Annotated in this window: 20 protein-coding genes; 11 read left to right on the plus strand and 9 right to left on the minus strand. The window is 69.8% G+C overall.

Features of this window, described 5'->3' with window-relative positions:
* The first annotated feature begins 12 nt into the window (after positions 1-12).
* The 3 genes from NWFMUON74_RS27190 to NWFMUON74_RS27200 all read left to right on the plus strand — a co-directional run bounded on the left by NWFMUON74_RS27190 (position 13) and on the right by NWFMUON74_RS27200 (position 2,516).
* Positions 13-414 (plus strand): YciI family protein, encoded by a 402-nt coding sequence (locus tag NWFMUON74_RS27190; RefSeq protein WP_187684607.1) that lies wholly within the window; start codon positions 13-15, stop codon positions 412-414.
* Positions 415-909: 495 nt separating this feature from the next.
* The gene (locus tag NWFMUON74_RS27195; RefSeq protein WP_232110618.1) at positions 910-2,112 is read left to right on the plus strand and encodes an RNA polymerase sigma factor; all 1,203 of its coding nucleotides are present in this window, start codon (positions 910-912) and stop codon (positions 2,110-2,112) included.
* Positions 2,109-2,516, plus strand: coding sequence for a DUF1801 domain-containing protein (locus NWFMUON74_RS27200; RefSeq protein WP_187684609.1), 408 nt, complete (start codon positions 2,109-2,111; stop codon positions 2,514-2,516). The genes NWFMUON74_RS27195 and NWFMUON74_RS27200 overlap by 4 nt, the downstream gene beginning before the upstream one ends.
* Here NWFMUON74_RS27200 and NWFMUON74_RS27205 read toward each other — a convergent pair whose 3' ends face one another.
* Positions 2,517-3,344, minus strand: coding sequence for a phosphoribosylaminoimidazolesuccinocarboxamide synthase (locus NWFMUON74_RS27205; RefSeq protein ID WP_187684610.1), 828 nt, complete (start codon positions 3,342-3,344; stop codon positions 2,517-2,519).
* A gap of 120 nt (positions 3,345-3,464) precedes the next feature.
* On the opposite strand from NWFMUON74_RS27205, the gene pepN reads away from it, so the two are divergent.
* The 4 genes from pepN to NWFMUON74_RS27225 all read left to right on the plus strand — a co-directional run bounded on the left by pepN (position 3,465) and on the right by NWFMUON74_RS27225 (position 7,951).
* Positions 3,465-6,056 (plus strand): aminopeptidase N, encoded by a 2,592-nt coding sequence (gene pepN, locus NWFMUON74_RS27210; protein WP_187684611.1) that lies wholly within the window; start codon positions 3,465-3,467, stop codon positions 6,054-6,056.
* Positions 6,057-6,143: 87 nt separating this feature from the next.
* Positions 6,144-6,752, plus strand: coding sequence for a ClpP family protease (locus tag NWFMUON74_RS27215; RefSeq protein ID WP_187684612.1), 609 nt, complete (start codon positions 6,144-6,146; stop codon positions 6,750-6,752).
* A complete protein-coding gene (locus NWFMUON74_RS27220) occupies positions 6,749-7,339 on the plus strand; it encodes a ClpP family protease (RefSeq protein ID WP_187684613.1) in 591 nt (196 codons plus the stop codon). The genes NWFMUON74_RS27215 and NWFMUON74_RS27220 overlap by 4 nt, the downstream gene beginning before the upstream one ends.
* Before the next feature lie 36 nt (positions 7,340-7,375).
* Positions 7,376-7,951, plus strand: coding sequence for a YdeI/OmpD-associated family protein (locus NWFMUON74_RS27225; RefSeq protein ID WP_187684614.1), 576 nt, complete (start codon positions 7,376-7,378; stop codon positions 7,949-7,951).
* Between the two features lie 3 nt (positions 7,952-7,954).
* Here NWFMUON74_RS27225 and NWFMUON74_RS36970 read toward each other — a convergent pair whose 3' ends face one another.
* The 5 genes from NWFMUON74_RS36970 to NWFMUON74_RS27250 form a co-directional block, all read right to left on the minus strand.
* Positions 7,955-8,386, minus strand: a complete 432-nt coding sequence (locus NWFMUON74_RS36970) for a helix-turn-helix domain-containing protein (RefSeq protein ID WP_425300705.1) — start codon at positions 8,384-8,386, stop codon at positions 7,955-7,957.
* A 152-nt stretch (positions 8,387-8,538) separates the two neighbouring features.
* Positions 8,539-9,006: a DUF5130 family protein gene (locus NWFMUON74_RS27235; RefSeq protein WP_187684616.1), complete on the minus strand. Its 468-nt coding sequence runs from the start codon at positions 9,004-9,006 to the stop codon at positions 8,539-8,541.
* Complete coding sequence (gene ctaJ / locus NWFMUON74_RS27240) at positions 8,993-9,268, minus strand: aa3-type cytochrome oxidase subunit CtaJ (protein ID WP_187684617.1); 276 nt, start codon at positions 9,266-9,268, stop codon at positions 8,993-8,995. Before ctaJ ends, NWFMUON74_RS27235 begins: the two co-directional genes overlap by 14 nt.
* Positions 9,269-9,337: 69 nt before the next feature.
* Positions 9,338-10,936, minus strand: coding sequence for a glycoside hydrolase family 13 protein (locus NWFMUON74_RS27245; RefSeq protein ID WP_232110619.1), 1,599 nt, complete (start codon positions 10,934-10,936; stop codon positions 9,338-9,340).
* A gap of 123 nt (positions 10,937-11,059) precedes the next feature.
* Positions 11,060-11,476 (minus strand): globin, encoded by a 417-nt coding sequence (locus NWFMUON74_RS27250; protein ID WP_187684619.1) that lies wholly within the window; start codon positions 11,474-11,476, stop codon positions 11,060-11,062.
* 185 nt (positions 11,477-11,661) lie between these two features.
* Between NWFMUON74_RS27250 and NWFMUON74_RS27255 the strand changes: the two genes are divergently transcribed.
* Together NWFMUON74_RS27255 and NWFMUON74_RS27260 are read left to right on the plus strand one after the other, a co-directional pair.
* Positions 11,662-12,357, plus strand: coding sequence for an HNH endonuclease (locus NWFMUON74_RS27255; protein WP_232110620.1), 696 nt, complete (start codon positions 11,662-11,664; stop codon positions 12,355-12,357).
* Positions 12,358-12,587: 230 nt separating this feature from the next.
* Entirely contained in the window at positions 12,588-13,541 is a 954-nt protein-coding gene (locus NWFMUON74_RS27260) for an NAD-dependent epimerase/dehydratase family protein (RefSeq protein ID WP_187684620.1), read from the plus strand.
* Positions 13,542-13,557: 16 nt separating this feature from the next.
* Here NWFMUON74_RS27260 and NWFMUON74_RS27265 read toward each other — a convergent pair whose 3' ends face one another.
* Positions 13,558-14,130: a helix-turn-helix domain-containing protein gene (locus NWFMUON74_RS27265; protein WP_187684621.1), complete on the minus strand. Its 573-nt coding sequence runs from the start codon at positions 14,128-14,130 to the stop codon at positions 13,558-13,560.
* A gap of 72 nt (positions 14,131-14,202) precedes the next feature.
* On the opposite strand from NWFMUON74_RS27265, the gene NWFMUON74_RS27270 reads away from it, so the two are divergent.
* Together NWFMUON74_RS27270 and NWFMUON74_RS27275 are read left to right on the plus strand one after the other, a co-directional pair.
* On the plus strand, positions 14,203-14,892 hold the full coding sequence (locus NWFMUON74_RS27270) for an AzlC family ABC transporter permease (protein ID WP_187684622.1): 690 nt from the start codon (positions 14,203-14,205) through the stop codon (positions 14,890-14,892).
* Between the two features lie 122 nt (positions 14,893-15,014).
* Positions 15,015-15,335 carry an AzlD domain-containing protein gene (locus tag NWFMUON74_RS27275; RefSeq protein WP_187684623.1) on the plus strand — a complete coding sequence of 107 codons (321 nt, stop codon included), beginning with the start codon at positions 15,015-15,017 and terminating at the stop codon, positions 15,333-15,335.
* A gap of 40 nt (positions 15,336-15,375) precedes the next feature.
* On the opposite strand, the gene NWFMUON74_RS27280 is transcribed toward NWFMUON74_RS27275, so the two are convergent.
* Positions 15,376-16,068: a DUF8010 domain-containing protein gene (locus NWFMUON74_RS27280; protein ID WP_187684624.1), complete on the minus strand. Its 693-nt coding sequence runs from the start codon at positions 16,066-16,068 to the stop codon at positions 15,376-15,378.
* A gap of 51 nt (positions 16,069-16,119) precedes the next feature.
* A complete protein-coding gene (locus tag NWFMUON74_RS27285; protein WP_269475366.1) occupies positions 16,120-16,548 on the minus strand; it encodes an acyl-CoA thioesterase in 429 nt (142 codons plus the stop codon).
* Positions 16,549-16,650 lie beyond the last annotated feature (102 nt).

The raw sequence follows: 16,650 nt of genomic DNA on the forward strand, positions 1-16,650 counted from the left end.
CAGGAGCCGATCGTGAAGTACATGCTGTTGAAGACCTACGGCCCGACCGCACACTGCGACACCCCGCCGGACCAGTGGACGCCGGAGGAGATCGCGGCCCACATCGAATTCCAGCGAACGCTGGGCGAAGAGCTGCGAAAGTCCGGAGAACTGGTGGACGCCCAAGGCCTCGCCTTCCCCGACCAAGCCCGCATCGTCTCGTCCGACGGCCGCTCGGCCCCGGTCGTCACCGACGGCCCCTTCCCCGAGACCAAGGAGTTCCTGGCGGGCTATTGGATCGTGGATGTCGAGAGCCCCGAACGCGCCATCGAGATCGCCGCCCGAGCCTCCGCCTCCCCGGGCCCCGGCGGCACCCCGATCGGCGAGTACATCGAGGTCCGCGCCATCATGTCCGCCCCCTCCCCCGACGCCTGACCCGCCATGCCCACCCCGCCCGGCCCGGCCCGGCCGCGCGAAGCAGACCCGTCGACCCGGGCGGAAGTAGTTCGGCCGGACGACACCGCGTCGGCCGCCCGAACCACCCCGGCAGCAGACCCGGTCCGGGCGGCTGAGGCAATTCCCGCACCGGAGGTCTCGGCCGCCCAGGCGCCAACGGTGGCACGGCCGAATAGCGCCGCAGTGACAGCACAGACGCTGGGGGTGGGGCCGACGGAACGCGCAGCCGAGACCGCCGAAGCGGCACGAACCGATCGCACGACGGAGACAGCACGGGCGGCGGAGGCGAAGCGAATCGATCGCACGGCAAAGACAGCGCGGGCCGTGGAGGTGGGGCAAACCGAACGCGCAGCAGAAACTGCGCGGGCCGTGGAGGCGAGGCGAACCGATCACGCAGCAGAGACAGCACGGATGGTGGCGGCGAGGCGAACCGAACGCGCAGCAAAGACAGCGCGGGCCCTGGAGGTGGGGCTGTTGCTGCGGGAGGTGGTGCCGGGGGTGGTGGGGGTGGTGGCGCGGCGGGCGGGGGACTTCTATGCGGCCGAGGAGGCTGTGCAGGAGGCGATGGTGGCGGCGGCGACGCAGTGGGAGGCGGAGGGGCTTCCCGAGAATCCGCGGGCGTGGCTCATTCGGGTGGCACAGCGGCGGTTGGCGGATTCGGTGCGGGCCGAGGTGGCGCGGCGGCAGCGCGAGGCGACCGTGGCGGTCCGGGAAGTGCTGCCGCCCGACGATTTCGATTCCGGTCAGGACGACACACTGACGTTGTTCCTGCTCTGCTGTCATCCGGCGTTGTCCCCGGCGAGTGCCATCGCGCTGACGCTGCGGGCGGTGGGTGGACTCACGACGGCGGAGATCGCCCACGCCTTCCTGTTACCGGAAGCGACCATGGCACAGCGCATTTCGCGGGCGAAGCAGCGGCTGGCGGCGCTGGAACGCCCGTTCGGAGCGCCGATCGAGCCGACTGACGGCTCCCGCCTCGCCGCGGTCCTGCACGTGCTGTACGTGATGTTCACCGAGGGGCACACCGCGAGCACCGGCCCGCAGCTGTATCGCGTCGATCTGGCCGCCGAGGCGATCCGCCTGACCCGGCTGGTGCACCGGCTACAACCCGACGATCCCGAGGTGACGGCACTGCTCGCGCTCATGCTGCTGACCGATGCCCGGCGTCTGGCCCGGACCGGCCCCAGCGGCGAACTGGTTCCCCTGCTCGAACAGGACCGCTCGCGATGGGACCGCGCGCGGCTGTCCGAGGGCATCCGCCTCGCCACCGCCGCGATCGGGCACGGCCTGCGGGGACCCTACCGCCTGCAAGCCGCGATCGCCGCGTTGCACGCCCAGGCCCGGCGCGCCGAGGACACCGACTGGGAGCGAATCCTGGTGCTGTACAACCTTTTCGAAACCCTGGCCGACAACCCGATGGTCACCCTGAACCGCGCCGTCGCCACCGCCATGGTGCACGGCCCCGCCGCCGGCCTGGAGCTGACCGCCACCCTGGCGGACCGATTGCCCGGAAACCACCGTCTCGACGCCGTCCGCGGGCACCTGCACGAAATGGCCGGCGACCGTACCGCCGCGGTCGCGGCGTACACCGCCGCGGCCCGGCGAACCACCAGCGTCCCCGAACGCGACTACCTGACCCTGCGCGCCGCGCGACTGAGAAACGAGAGCCCAGCATGACCGACCAGCAGCCATACGTGAAAGACGCCCGCGTCGACACTTACATCGATGCCCTGCCGGAATGGCAGCAGGCGATCTGCCGTCAGGTCCGCGACCTGGTGCACTCCGCCGATCCGGAGGTCACCGAGACCGTCAAGCGCCGCGTCCAGCCGTACTTCGTGCTGCAGGGCAACATCTGCGCACTACTGGCCACCAAGGACCACGTGAACATCTTCCTCTACGACGGCGGCATCGTCCCCGACCCGGAGCACATCATCACCGGCGGCCACGACAACAAGACGGCGCGGATGATCTCGCTCTACCGCGACGACGAGATCAACACCACCGCCCTGGTGGCGATGTTCCGGCGGATCATCGCCGACAACCGCGCCGGTGGATGGCGAAAGATCAAGGCGCGCAGCTGATCACGCGGGCCACACGGCTCCGGTGATCAATTGGTACGCCTCCCGGTACTTCCCTCGCGTGGCGTCCACGATCTCGGCGGGGATCTCCGGGCCGGGAGGTTCCCTGTCCCAGCCGGTGGAGGTCGCCCAGTCCCGCACGAACTGCTTGTCGAACGAGCGCTGCGGGCGGCCCGGCTCCCACTCGGCGGCAGGCCAGTAACGCGAGGAGTCGGAGGTCAGCACCTCGTCACCGAGGGTGAGAACGTCTCCGTCCCAGCCGAATTCGAACTTGGTGTCGGCGATGATCACGCCGCGCTCCGCCGCGTACGCCGCACCGCGGGTGTAGATGTCGAGGGTCAGGTCGCGCAGCCGCTCGGCGACCTCGCGGCCCTCCTGCTGGACCACGTCGTCGAAGGTGATCGACTCGTCGTGCCCCACGGACGCCTTGGTGGTGGGCGTGAAGATCGGCTCCGGCAGTTTGTCGCCCTCCCGCAGCCCGGTGGGCAGCGCGATCCCCGAGACAGCGCCGGTGCTCCGGTACTCCTTCAGCCCCGATCCCGACAGGTACCCGCGGGCGATGCACTCGACCTGCACCATCTTCAGCGGCTTCACCCGCACCGCGCGCCCGGCGAACTCCGCCGGGACGTCCGTGGTGGACAGCACATGATTCGGTACCCCGGCGAAGTACTCGAACCACCAGTTCGACAGCTGGGTCAGCAGCGCGCCCTTGTCCGGGATCGGTGTCGGCAGCACCACGTCGTACACCGACACCCGGTCGGAGGCGACGAGAAGCAGCGAGTCGCCGTCCTCGTACAGATCGCGCACCTTGCCGGCGTGGATGTGCCTCAACTGTCCTCCTCGTGGCTGGCCGAAACCTCAGCTTACCGAGGCCACCGGCCGCCACCACCACGGCCTCACGTGGCATTCTGGGCAGCGACGCACAGTTCTCCGACCGACGAAGGAGCCTCCTTGTCCGCACCGAATCTCACCCGAGAGCAGGCGATCACGCGTGCCGCGACGATCAGCGTGGAGAACTATCGCGTCGAACTCGATCTCACCGGACAGCCCACCAGCGCCGAGGCGCCCGCATCGGAGACGTTCTTCTCGCGCTCCACGGTGACCTTCACCGCGACGCCGGGGTCGGAGACCTTCATCGACTTCGTCGGGGCGGGCGTGCGCTCCGCGGTGCTCAACGGCACCTCGCTGGAGATCGGCGAGTACGACGAATCCGTGGGCCTGACCCTGACCGGCCTCGCCGAGCGCAACGAGCTGGTGGTGGAGGCCGACTGCGAGTACTCGCACACCGGCGAGGGCCTGCACCGCTTCGTCGACCCGACCGACAACAAGGTCTACCTGTACTCGCAGTTCGAAACCGCCGACGCCAAGCGGATGTTCGCCTGCTTCGACCAGCCGGATCTCAAGGCCACCTACGACATCACCGTCACCGCCCCGCAGGACTGGGAGGTCATCTCCAACGGCGCCGCGCTCGAGACCCGCGAGACCGGCACGGTGGTGACACACACCTTCGCCACCACCCCCCGCATGAGTACGTATCTGGTGGCGCTCATCGCCGGACCCTACGCCAAGTGGACCGACACCTACACCGACGCGCACGGCAGCATCCCGCTGGGTATCTACTGCCGCGCCTCGCTGGCCGAATTCATGGACGCCGAACGGCTTTTCACCGAGACCAAGCAGGGCTTCGGCTTCTACCACGAGAACTTCGGCGTCCCTTACGCGTTCGGCAAGTACGACCAGCTGTTCGTGCCCGAGTTCAACGCCGGGGCCATGGAGAACGCGGGCGCGGTCACCTTCCTCGAGGACTACGTGTTCCGGTCCAAGGTGACCCGGGCGTCCTACGAGCGGCGCTGCGAGACGGTGTTGCACGAGATGGCGCACATGTGGTTCGGCGATCTGGTCACCATGAAGTGGTGGGACGACCTGTGGCTGAACGAGTCGTTCGCCACCTTCGCCTCGGTGCTGGCACAGACGTCGGCCACCGAATACTCCAGTGCCTGGACCACTTTCGCGAATGTGGAGAAGTCGTGGGCGTACCGGCAGGACCAGCTGCCCTCGACCCACCCCATCGCCGCCGACATCCCGGACCTGGCCGCGGTCGAGGTGAACTTCGACGGCATCACCTACGCCAAGGGCGCTTCCGTGCTCAAGCAGCTGGTGGCCTATGTGGGGCTGGAGCCGTTCCTGGCCGGTCTGCGCGACTACTTCGCCGACCACGCCTACGGCAATGCCACCTTCGACGATCTGGTGGGCGCGCTCGAAAAGGCGTCCGGCCGAGACCTTTCCGGCTGGGGCGCGCAGTGGTTGAAGACCACCGGCCTGAACATCCTGCGTCCCGACTTCGAGGTCGACGCCGACGGCCGGTTCACCCGGTTCGCCGTGCTCCAGGAGGGCGCGTACCCCGGCGCGGGCGAGCGCCGCGTGCACCGCCTGGCCGTCGGCGTCTACGCCGATCAGGACGGAAAGCTGGTGCGTACCAAGCGGGTCGAGCTGGATCTCGACGCCGCCGAACGTACCGAGGTGCCCGAGCTGGTGGGCGTCCCGCGCGGCAAGCTGGTGCTGATCAACGACGACGACCTCACCTACTGCTCGGTGCGGCTGGACCCCGAATCGCAGGAGACGGTCGTCACCCGGATCGCCGACATCGCCGAATCGCTGCCCCGCACGCTGTGCTGGTCGGCCGCGTGGGAGATGACCCGGCAGGCGGAACTGCGGGCCCGCGATTTCGTCGCGCTGGTGCAGCGCGGCGTCGGCGCCGAGACGGAAATCGGTGTGGTGCAACGCGTTCTGATGCAGGCGCACACCGCGCTGGGCAGCTACGCGGACCCGGAGTGGGCCGCGCGGGAGGGCTGGCCGGGGTTCGCCGACCGCCTGCTGGAGCTGGCGCGGGCGGCGGAGCCGGGGTCGGACCATCAACTGGCCTTTGTGAATTCGCTGACCGGGGCGCGGCTGTCGGAGCAGCACGTCGAGGTGCTCCGCGCGCTGTACGAGGGCGACCCGGCGGAGGCGGGCCTGCCGGGGCTGGTGGTCGACACCGATCTGCGCTGGCGGCTGGTGCAGGCACTCGCCAAGTCGGGCGCGGTGGATGTCGACGACGACGCGACGCCGGTGATCGACGCCGAACTCGACCGCGATCCCACCGCCGCGGGTCGTCGCCAGGCCGCGGCCGCCGCCGCTGCGCGGCCGCTGCCGCAGGTCAAGGAAATCGCCTGGAACACGGTGATGACCGATGACTCGGTACCCAACATCACCGCCCGCGCCATCGTCGGCGGCTTCGCTCCGGTGGGCCAGGAAGAACTGCTGACCCCGTACGTCGAGCGCTACTTCGCGGAGATCCCCGAGGTGTGGGAGCGCCGTTCCAGCGAGGTCGCCCAGACCGTCGTGGTGGGGCTCTACCCGCACTGGGCCATCACCCCCGAGGCGGTCGCCGTGGCCGACAAGTTCCTCGCCGCCGACCATCCCCCGGCGCTGCGCCGTCTGGTCTCCGAGGGCAAGGCGGGCATCGAACGGTCCCTGCGCGCCAGGGCTTTCGACGCGCGCTGAGGCGCGCGCTGTCCGCGCTGCTGTGGGCAGATCTGCTCACAGCAGCGCGGAGCGGTTTTCGGGGGCCGGCTCGGGCACCGTGGGGTCATGGCTCACGACGACAACAAGGCCCCGCTGTTCAGCTGGCGCGCCCGCGAGCAACTGCTCAGCCGGCGCATCCTGGTCCTCGACGGTGGTCTCGACGACGACAACGGAACGCTGCTCGCGACGCAGATGCTGACGCTGGCGGCCGAGGACCCCGATTCCGGTATCTCCCTGTGGATCCACTCTCCCGGCGGCTCGGTGCCGTCGATGCTGGCGATCCGCGACGTGATGCGGCTGGTGCCGTGCGACGTGTCGACACTGGCGCTGGGGCTGGCGTGCAGCGCGGGTCAGTTCCTGCTCTCGGCCGGCGCGCGCGGCAAACGATTCGCGTTGCCGCACGCCAGGATTCTCATGCATCAGGGCTCGGCCGGTATCGGCGGGAGCGCGGGCGAGGTCGAGGTGCAGGCCGACGATCTGCGCCACACCGTCAACACCGTGCTCGGCCTCATCGCCGAGGACACCGGACAGCCGTTCGACCGCATCTACGAGGATTCGCTGCACGACCGCTGGTTCAGTGCCACGCAGGCGCAGGAGTACGGCTTCATCGACGGCATCGTCGACTCGTTCCACCAGGTGATTCCGCAGCGGCAGAAAGTGGGGATCTCGGCATGACCAGCTACACCATTCCCAATGTCATCGCCCAGCATCCGCGCGGCGAACGGATCATGGACGTCTACTCGCATCTGCTCACCGAGCGGATCGTGTATCTCGGCACTCCGATCGACTCCGGCGTCGCCAACGCGCTCATCGCCCAGTTGCTGCATCTGGACGCCGACAGCCCCGGACAGGACATCAACCTCTACATCAACTGCGAGGGCGGCGACCTGTCGGCGATGCTCGCGATCTACGACACCATGCAGCACGTTCACTCACCGGTGGCGACCACGTGCGTGGGCCAGGCCATCGGAGTGGGGGCGGTGTTGCTGGCGGGCGGCGCGGCCGGGCGGCGCTCGATGCTGCCGCACACCCGGATCGTGCTGCACCAGCCGGCGGCGCGCGGCCAGGGCGCCATCCCGGATCTGATCCTGCAGGCCGACGAACTGGTCCGGATGCGCGCGGAGATCGAGGCCGTGCTGTCGAAGCACACCGGTCAGGCGGTGGAGACCCTGCGCCACGACACCGACCGCGACCGGGTGTTCACCGCGGCCTCGGCGGTGGAGTACGGCCTGGTCGATCAGGTCCTCGGTCCGCGCGACTGAGGCGGCGAGGCCCGGCGGCGGCGATAGCCTGGGCCCATGGACACACTCGACGGGGTGGAGATCATCGCCTTTCCGGACGCCGAGGCTTTCGAGAACTGGCTCGCCGTGAATTACACCCGCGCCGAAGGCGTTTGGATCAAGGCGGCCAAGAAGCGGTCCGGTATCGCCTCGATCTCCTCGGACGAGATGGTCGACGCCGGACTGTGCTACGGCTGGATCTCCGGGCAGCGGCGGTCGCTCGACGAGCACTATTACCTGCAGCGATATCTGCCGCGCCGCCCCCGGAGCCTGTGGTCGCAGGTGAATGTCGACAAGGTGGCGACGCTGATCGCCGCGGGGCGAATGCGCGAACCCGGGCTGGCCGAGGTACGCCGGGCCCAGGAGGACGGGCGGTGGGCGGCGGCGTACGCCTCGCAGCACACGGCGACCGTGCCGCCCGATCTCGCGCAGGCACTTCGCGACGACGCCGAGGCCGCTGCCGCGTTCGAGACGCTGAACCGGACCGGGCGATATCGGGTGATCCTGCCGTTGCTCCAGGCTCCGTCGCCGGAGATCAGGCGGGCCCGGCTCGACAAGGCCGTGCGGGCGCTGCGCGCGGGGACCGCCCGTTAGCGCTCAGGCCGCGAGGGCCATGAGCGTCGGGCCGGTGTCGCGGTCGCGCCCGGCCCGTTCGGGGACGGCGGGCCGGGTGCGGACGATCCGGCGGCGCTGGTTCGCCAGCTCGATGAGGTCTGCGGGCGACAGATCCGGGGTGCCCGCGAGTGTCGGCAGGACAGCGGGGCGACGGACGGCCGGGCGGGCGAGGCGGCGCTGACGCCGCAGTTCGTCGGCGACCTGTTCGGTGAGACCGCCGAGGGAGGTGCCGAGCGCACCGGCCAGCGCGGCGATCATCTCGCTGGACGGTTCCTTGCGGCCGCGCTCGACCTCGGACAGGTACTGCGGCGACACGCCGGCGCGCTTGGCGGTCTCGGCCAGGGTCTCGCCGTGCTCCTGCCGCAGCGCGCGCAACCGCTCACCGAGCACCTCACGCCAGAGCGGTTCCCGCACAGGCTCTTCCGGACGCGCGGGCGAGCGATCGTCGCGTCCGCCGGGGATCGAATGAAGTCGCGGGTGCTCGGCCATACTCCGAGCCTAAGGCCGGGCGCCCGCGGCCCGCCCCCTGATTCCGCTCAGAGCGTAATCAGGGGCGGGTGGCAGGGTCAGGGGCGGCCGATCGCGGCGGCCATCACCCGCACGGCCGCCACGAGACCGTCGATCAGCTCGCCCTGCCGGAACGAGCTGAGCGCGGCGGTCACCCCGAGCTGGCAGACGCGGTCGTTGACCCGGTCGGCAACATCGCGGCCCGAGCGGACCTCGATGGCGCGATCGTTCGGCGAGACGGCGATGAGCACCGAGCGCGCCGCCTCCGGTGTGGCCGGGAAGAGCGCCTCGACGCCGGTCGCCGGATCCGGGCGCAGGTCGCCGATGAAGATGTTGAACCGCACCTTGGTCGCGCGGGTGGCCTCGGTGAGCGTGTTGTCCAGCAGCAGCCGTTCGGTGTCGTCGAACGGCGCCTCGTTGAACACATCGCCCGCCTCGTGCACGCCGGACACCCGGCCGCTGCTGGTGACGGCGTATCCGCGCGGCAGGTCGGCCTCGACCACCGCGGGCCACTCAGAACTTGCCACTTGCCCGGCCTCCGATCAGCTCCGCTCCGGATTCGACAGCCGCATGGGTGCCATGCGAATGGTCGGCGATGTGGTGACCGTAGACGGTCACCTCATCGGTCGCGCTCCACAGCACCGGGTCCGCGGTCCACTTGTCGCCGAGGTTGAAGTGAACCGGCTTCTCGCCGGGCAGCGGCTTGCCGAGATACGACAATCCGGCGATCACCGCGTATATCACCAGCGGGATGCCGACAAAGATCAGCACTGTCTCGAGAATGCTCACAGCCCAACGGTAGACGATGCGCCCGACTCGGGCGTCGACCGGTGAGCCCCGCGGCTCGTGTCGCGGCGCTCAGACCAGCCAGGCCGCCGCGTTCACCGGCAGCCGGTTGCCGTCGAGCGGGGCGCTGGACAGCAGCACCTCGCCGGGCGGCAGCGGAATCGGCTCGTCGGAGGCGTTCAGCGCGCACACCAGCCCACCCGGCCGCCGGAAGGCCAGGCAACCGGCCGGACTGCCGTACCAGTCGAGTTCGTCGCCGGCGAATTCCGGTCGCAGCGCGCGCATTTCGATGGCCGAGCGGTACAGCGACAGCGTCGAGTCCATGCGTTCCAGCTGCGCCTCGACGGTGAGATCGGCCCACTGCGGCGGCATCGGCAGCCAGGACCGGCCGGTGGTGAAGCCGAACGGTGGCCGGTCGCCCTCCCACGGCAGCGGCACCCGGCAGCCGTCCCGGCCGCGTTCGGTATGCCCGGACCGCTCCCAGGTCGGGTCCTGGAGGACCGCGTCGGGCAGGTCGTCGACGTTCGGCAGGCCCAGTTCGGATCCGTTGTAGACGAACACCGCGCCCGGCAGCGCCAGCTCCAGCAGCAGCATCGCGCGGGCCCGGTCCACCCCCACGCTGCCGCCGCCGTACCGGGTGACCTCGCGCTCGACGTCGTGATTGGACAGCGTCCAGGTGGCGCTGGCGCCCACGGCCGCCACCGCGTCGAGCGAGTTGTCCACGGCCGCACGGATACTCGTGGCGTCGAAGGGGGTCTCGGCGAGCCGGAAGTTGAAGGCCAGGTGCAGTTCGTCGGGCCGCACGTACTCACCGAAGCGGACGTTGTCGTCCACCCACACCTCGCCGATGGCGACCGCCCCCGGATACTCGTCGATGATCTTGCGCAGCCGCCGGTGGATGTCGTGCACGCCCGGGTTGTTGAAGCGCGGATCGTCGTCGTCGTGGACGAGCATGCGGGTGTCGACGGTGTCCATGTCCGGCAGGCCCGGCGGTTTGGCCATCCCGTGCGCGACATCGATGCGGAACCCGTCGATGCCGCGGTCCAGCCAGAACCGCATGGTCTGCTCGAAATCGGCCGCGACCTCGGGATTGTCCCAGTTCAGATCGGGTTGTTCGGGGGCGAAGATGTGCAGGTACCACTGGCCGGGGCTGCCGTCGGGTTCGGTCACCCGGGTCCACGCCGGGCCGCCGAACACGCTCGGCCAGTTGTTCGGCGGCTCGGCGCCGTCGGGACCGCGGCCGTCGCGGAAGATGTAGCGCGCCCGAGCGGAACTGTCCGGTCCGGCGGCGACAGCCGCGGTGAACCACGGGTGCCGGTCGCTGGTGTGGTTGGGCACCAGATCCATGGTGACCTTGATCTGCCGGTCGTGCGCCTCGGCGATCACCTCGTCCAGCACCGCCAGGTCGCCGAACAGCGGGTCGATATCGCGCGGATCGCTGACGTCGTAGCCGCCGTCGGCCATCGGCGAGCGCATGACCGGGCAGATCCACAGCGCGTCGACGCCGAGGAGTTCCAGATAGCCGAGCCGGTCGCGCAGGCCGGCCAGATCGCCGACCCCGTCGCCGGTCGAATCGGCGAACGACCGCGGGTAGACCTGATAGAAGACTGCCGAACGCCACCACGGCTTGTCCGACGGCGAGGCCTGCTCCCCGGGGGATGAAGCTGTCACAAACGCCAATAGTGCCAAAGGTTTCCGGCAAAAGTCGCCCCGGGGGCGCGTGTTGGCGAGATCGAGCTAACACCCAGCGAGAATCGGACACGCTCCGCTCCGTGCCCAGTTCTCCGCGCGCCGTCAGACAGGCGAGTTGATCAGCGAATTCGCCGCCATCTCCAGATAATCCAGCAGCGCCCGGCGATGCTCGTCGTCGAGCACCTCCGGTTCGATCTCCGCCACGCCGATCCGCATGCAGCGCAGCCACGCGTCCCGCTCGATCGGTCCGATCCGGAACGGCATGTGCCGCATCCGCAGCCGCGGGTGACCGCGTTCGTCGGAGTAGGTGCGCGGGCCGCCCCAGTACTGCTCGAGGAACATCCGCAACCGGCGCTCGGCCGGGCCGAGATCCTCCTCCGGATACAGCGGGCGCAGCACCTCGTCGGCGGCCACCTCTCGATAGAAGGCCGCCACGATGCGCCGGAACGTCTCCGCTCCGCCGACCGCCTCGTAGAAGGATGTCGCCGTCTGCTCGCCGGAACTCACGCTCGCCAGCATATCGCCGGGTTCCGGGGCCCAGCATCCCCGTCGCACATACCACCCGCAGGCGTAACCGCTCGTTCATCCACAGCACAGACGGAAAGTGTCAAATCAGCTGGCAAAGGCGTCGATTCCATGGTCAACTGGTTGGCAGTGTCTGCCGAGATACCACACGAAACGGATCTGACGAATTCGGGGTTCCCATGAAGCAGCGGCAGGGCGCTCGGTCACACGAGGCCAGAACGCACCGACAACTCCAGCCCGCCGACGTCCACAATCGTGGGTCGGGGGCTACTCCGCTGCATGTCCTGTCCGATAAACGCTCTCATCCGGGTGCTGCCTGGCAGCACCGCACCATCGAACCAGCGCCCCCGGTGGCCGCGTGGTCGAAGCGCCGGGTGTTGCTTCTGAACGCCACCTACGAGCCGCTCACCGCACTGTCGGCCCGCCGCGCGATCGTCCTGCTGATCTGCGACAAGGCCGATACCGTCCACCACAATCCCGAGGGTCCCGTCGTGCATTCCGCGGGCGCCTCCGTCGCCCTGCCGTCGGTGATCCGCTTGCGCAACTATGTCCGCGTGCCGTATCGCGCCCGGGTCCCCATGACCCGCGCGGCGCTGATGCATCGCGACCGCTACCGCTGCGCGTACTGCGGCGGCAAAGCCGAGACCATCGACCACGTGATTCCCCGCAGCCGCGGCGGCGCCCACTCCTGGGAGAACTGCGTCGCCTCCTGCGCACCGTGCAACCACCGCAAGGCCGACAAGCTGCTCAGCGAGCTGGGCTGGACGCTGCACCATCCGCTGGTGTCGCCGAAGGGCCCGCACTGGCGTCTGCTGTCGACCACCGCCGATCTGGACCCGGTGTGGTTGCAGTATCTCGGCGAGGGCGCCGCGTAATTCTCGCTCGCTTCGCTTCGTGAGCGTCGGTTCACGACGTCATCGGCCATCGTCATGCCTCCGGCGTAGTGCGTGAGCCTGTCGAAAGCCACCAGTCCGCACGCCGAGTCGGCGGCGGGCGTTCGGATCACGAGACTCTGAAGAGAGCACTGCTCTTGACAAGGGTGGGCGCACCGAGGCATGCTCGATACATCAGAGATCAGCGCTCACAAAAGTGAAAGGTGCGCACCATGACCGAACTGCACGTCGTCACCGGAGCCGGACCCGTCGGCACCACCGTGGCCGAGCAACTCGCGGCAGCGGGTAAGAACGTCCGCGTCCTGACCCGATCCGGGAGCGGCCCGGTCCATCCGCTGATCGAGCGTCGAAAGGTGGACGTCACTCGGCGCGAACAACTTTCGGCTGCGGTCGACGGCGCGGTGGCGGTCTACCACTGCACGCACGGCTCCAAGTACGCCGCCCGCACCTGGTGGGCCGAGTTGCCCGCCACCGAGCAGACCGTGCTGGAGGTGGCCGGGGCGGCCGGTGCCGTGGTCGTCTTCCCGGAGAGCTTGTACTCCTACGGGCCGGTCGACCGGCCGATGACCGAAAACATGCCGCGCGCAGCGGATTTCGGCAAACCCGCCGTGCGGGTGGCGCTGCTGCGGGCTCGCGACGCCTCGCCGACTCCGACCGTCAGCGTCGCGGCCTCGGACTTCATCGGCCCGCACGTGCGCATGTCGCACGCCGGGGAGCGGATGGTCCCGAATATCCTGGCGGCCAGAACGGTTCAGGTCTTCGGCAAGGCCGACCTGCCGCATTCGTTCACCTACATGCCCGACCTGGCGGCGGCGATGATCGCCGCGGCGGCGGATCGGGCGCTGTGGAACTCCTTCCTGCACGCGCCGACCGCACCCGCGGTATCGATGCGCGAACTGGTCGCGGCCCTGGCGCAGGCCGCGGGCGTGCCCGCTCCCAAGGTGCTCGCCATGCCCGGCTGGGCACTGCGGACGGTCGGTGTGGTGAACGGCATGATGCGTGAACTGGCGGAGATGAACTACCAGTTCGAGCGGCCCTTCGAGCTGGACTCCAGTGCCAGTGAGCGCAAGCTCGGCGTGCGGCACACGCCCCTGGACGAGGTCGCCCGCGGCACCGTCGCCTGGTGGAAAAGCGTTATGGCACAGGATGAGAGGACGGCCGCGTAGCCGGAGAAGGCCGCGATCAGCCGTACTCGCTGGCCTGGATACCCCAGGTGCCGGGCTCGAGGGCCTCGAAGATGTGCGGCTGATCGCCCGGGTAGCGGATGTAGTCACCCGGACCCAGTTCGACCGGATCGGCGGCCGGGCCGGCCAGGGCGCGACCGGCCGCCAGGATCAGATGCTCGATCTCGCCGCGCGAATGCGGCTCGGAACGGCGCGGCAGGCCCGGCTCGGCCGAGATGCGGTAGATGTCGCGGCGGGCGTTCGGCGGGCTGGCCGCGAGCAGCGCCACCTGGTAGTCGGCCTGCGCCGACGCCAGTATCGGACCCTCCCCCGCGCGGATCACCCGCACCTGCGGTCGCGGCGGGTCGAGCAGGCGGGAGAACGGAATGCCCAGCGCCACGCACAGCGCCCACAGGGTTTCGATGCTGGGATTGCCGACACCCGATTCCAGTTGCGACAGTGTGGATTTCGCGACACCCGCCCGGCGGGCCACCTCGGTGAGCGACAGACCGGCACGGGTCCGCTCGCGGCGCAACGCGGCGGCGATGGCCTCCTTCGGCGGGGCGGACTGGGCGTCGTCGTGCTCGGTCATGATGGGTTCAGACAGTACCGGGCGGCGACGGCGCGATTGACGCGCCCGGCTGCGACGTTCAATATAGTAGCCGTGCGTTCGATATGGCGAACACTCGATCGGAGTGATCTCACCGGGATAGCGACCATCTGCCTGGCGGTGGTGGCGATCGGCGTCTCCTACGGCGCGTCGGCCGTGACCGCCGGGATGCCCGCATGGTTGCCGATCCTGCTCAGCGTGCTCGTGCTGGCCGGGGGTTCGGAGTTCCTGTTCGTCGGCATCGTCGCAGCCGGGGGCGGGCTGGTCGCGGCCGTGCTGGCCGGGCTGGTGGTCAACGCTCGCCACCTGCCGTACGGGCTCGCGGTGCCCGACGTGGTAGGCACCGGATGGCGGCGGCTGCTCGGCACCCATGTCATGAACGACGAGTCGGTGGCGCTGGCCCTGGCCGAATCCGACCGCGACCGCCGCCGCGCCGCCTTCTGGCTGTGCGGCCTCGGCGTGCTGCTGGCCTGGCCGCTGGGGGCGCTGCTCGGCGTGCTGGTCGGCACCGCGGTTCCCGACCCGGACCGCTTCGGCCTGGACGCGGTATTCCCGGCGGTGCTGCTGGCCCTGGCATTACCCGCGCTGCGCGCCGACCGGGCCACCCGCCGCGCGGCGCTGGTCGGCGCGGGCATCGCCGCCGCGACCACACCGTTCCTCGGCGCCGGACTCCCCGTACTCCTGGCCCTTCCCGCCGCGCTGTTGGCGTTCGGCTGGGGCGGAAAGGCCGCCGAACCGGCCTGACCATCGCACGAGCGCATATCGGCGCCCTGCACCTGCGCGCGCCGGTTCATCCCACTCGATCCGAAGGGAATGACGATGACCGTTCGTACCGCCCGCCCACTCGACCCCGCAGCGACAAGGCGATGACCGTCGAGACCACGCTGATCGCCGGCGCGCTGGCCTTGGCGGCGGGCACCTACGCCCTGCGCTTCGCGGGGCCGGTGTTGCGCCGCCGCATCACTTTTCCGGCTCGCGTCACTCGGCTGCTGGAAGCAGGCTCGGTCGTGCTGCTCACTGCCCTGGCCGTCACCGAACTGGTCCCCACCGCTCACAAGGCCGGCTTCGCCCTTCCCGCAGGCGTTCTCGTCGCCGTCGTCCTGGCCTGGCGCCGCGCCCCGCTCATCCTGGTCGCGCTCTCCGCGGCCGTCACCGCCGCCCTGCTCCGCCTGCTCGGCGTGGCATGACCCGGCATCGGCGGATCGGACGGGGACCGGTCGGCCCGAATCAGCGGGGGGTCAGGGGCATGCCGGGCCCGCGGCGGCGGGCCACGGAGCCGTAGCGGGCGTCCAGGCGCAGCCACGTTCGGGCGGCGCGGACGCGGACGATTTCGGTGGGGGCGATACGACGGGAGTCGGCCTTGTCGCCGGAGTGCGGGATGAAATCCATGGCGGTGAGGGCGAATACGACGCGCATCGGGACCTCGACCTGTTGTCCGCCGCCGGTGACGGTGAGGACCGCCTGGTCCAGCAGCGAGACCGGTGGACCGAAGCCACTGCCGTGCTCGGCGGCCACCTCCGCACCGCGTTCGGCCAATTCGACCAGGCTGCGCGCCGGGACGTCATCGACGTGAACCCAGCCGTCCGCCGGCGGCAGCGCCGTGCGCCACGCCGAATCCATCGAGAATCCGAGGTCGATCGGGCCGCCCGCGCCGGGACCGGCCAGGCCCGACAACAGCGTGTCGCCACCCACGGTCACGTCGTCGACACCGAGGTCGGCGACCACGGTCCGGACCGCGAGCGCCTCGAAACTGGTTGCGGCCCAAGCCGCCACGTAGCGGTCACCGCGCCGGCGCAACCGGATCACGGCCGCGGGATCCAATCGCACCGCCCGACCGACGAAGGTCGCCAGATTCTCGCGCTCGGCCGGATCGGGCACCCGCAGCGCTCGCTGGTCCGAACGGTCGAATCCCGGCAGCATTGCCGCTGTCCTCATTTCCGCGCGACCCGTCCGGCCGCGCTCATCGCCTCGTCAGTCGGACTTCCACTGCGCGAGGTATTCGCGCTCGGCCGGGGTCAATCGGCGCAGCCGCTGAGTATCGATGTCGAATGCGGCCATCTGGGTGCTGGCGATCACCGCGGGCGCCGAATCCAGCGCGACGCCGTTCGCGCGCACCTCGTACCCGATGGTGAAATCGACCGCTCGCAGCTGGTCGATCCACATCGCCACATCCAGCGGCGTGTCCTCGTGGCGCAGCTGGCCCCGGTAGCGCACGTGCAGATCGGCCAGCACACAGCCGGAACGCAGCCCCGCCGTCGGGCGGTCACCCTCGAACAGCCACGGAATGCGCGCCTCCTCCAGCAAGGTCACCATCCGGGCGTGGTTGATGTGCTGGAAGACATCCATATCCGACCAGCGGACATCGACCTTGGCGTGAAAACGCTTGGGCAGTACGGCGATATCGGCCGACTTCGCGAGCCCGTTCACCGAACCGACACTCGTCACACGTAACCTCCGATCGGAGCAGCGGGTCATTCGGCTACCCAGTATGCCGGGTTGGCC

Origin of the sequence: Nocardia wallacei (assembly GCF_014466955.1) — a bacterium.
GTDB classification, from domain to species: Bacteria; Actinomycetota; Actinomycetes; order Mycobacteriales; family Mycobacteriaceae; genus Nocardia; species Nocardia wallacei.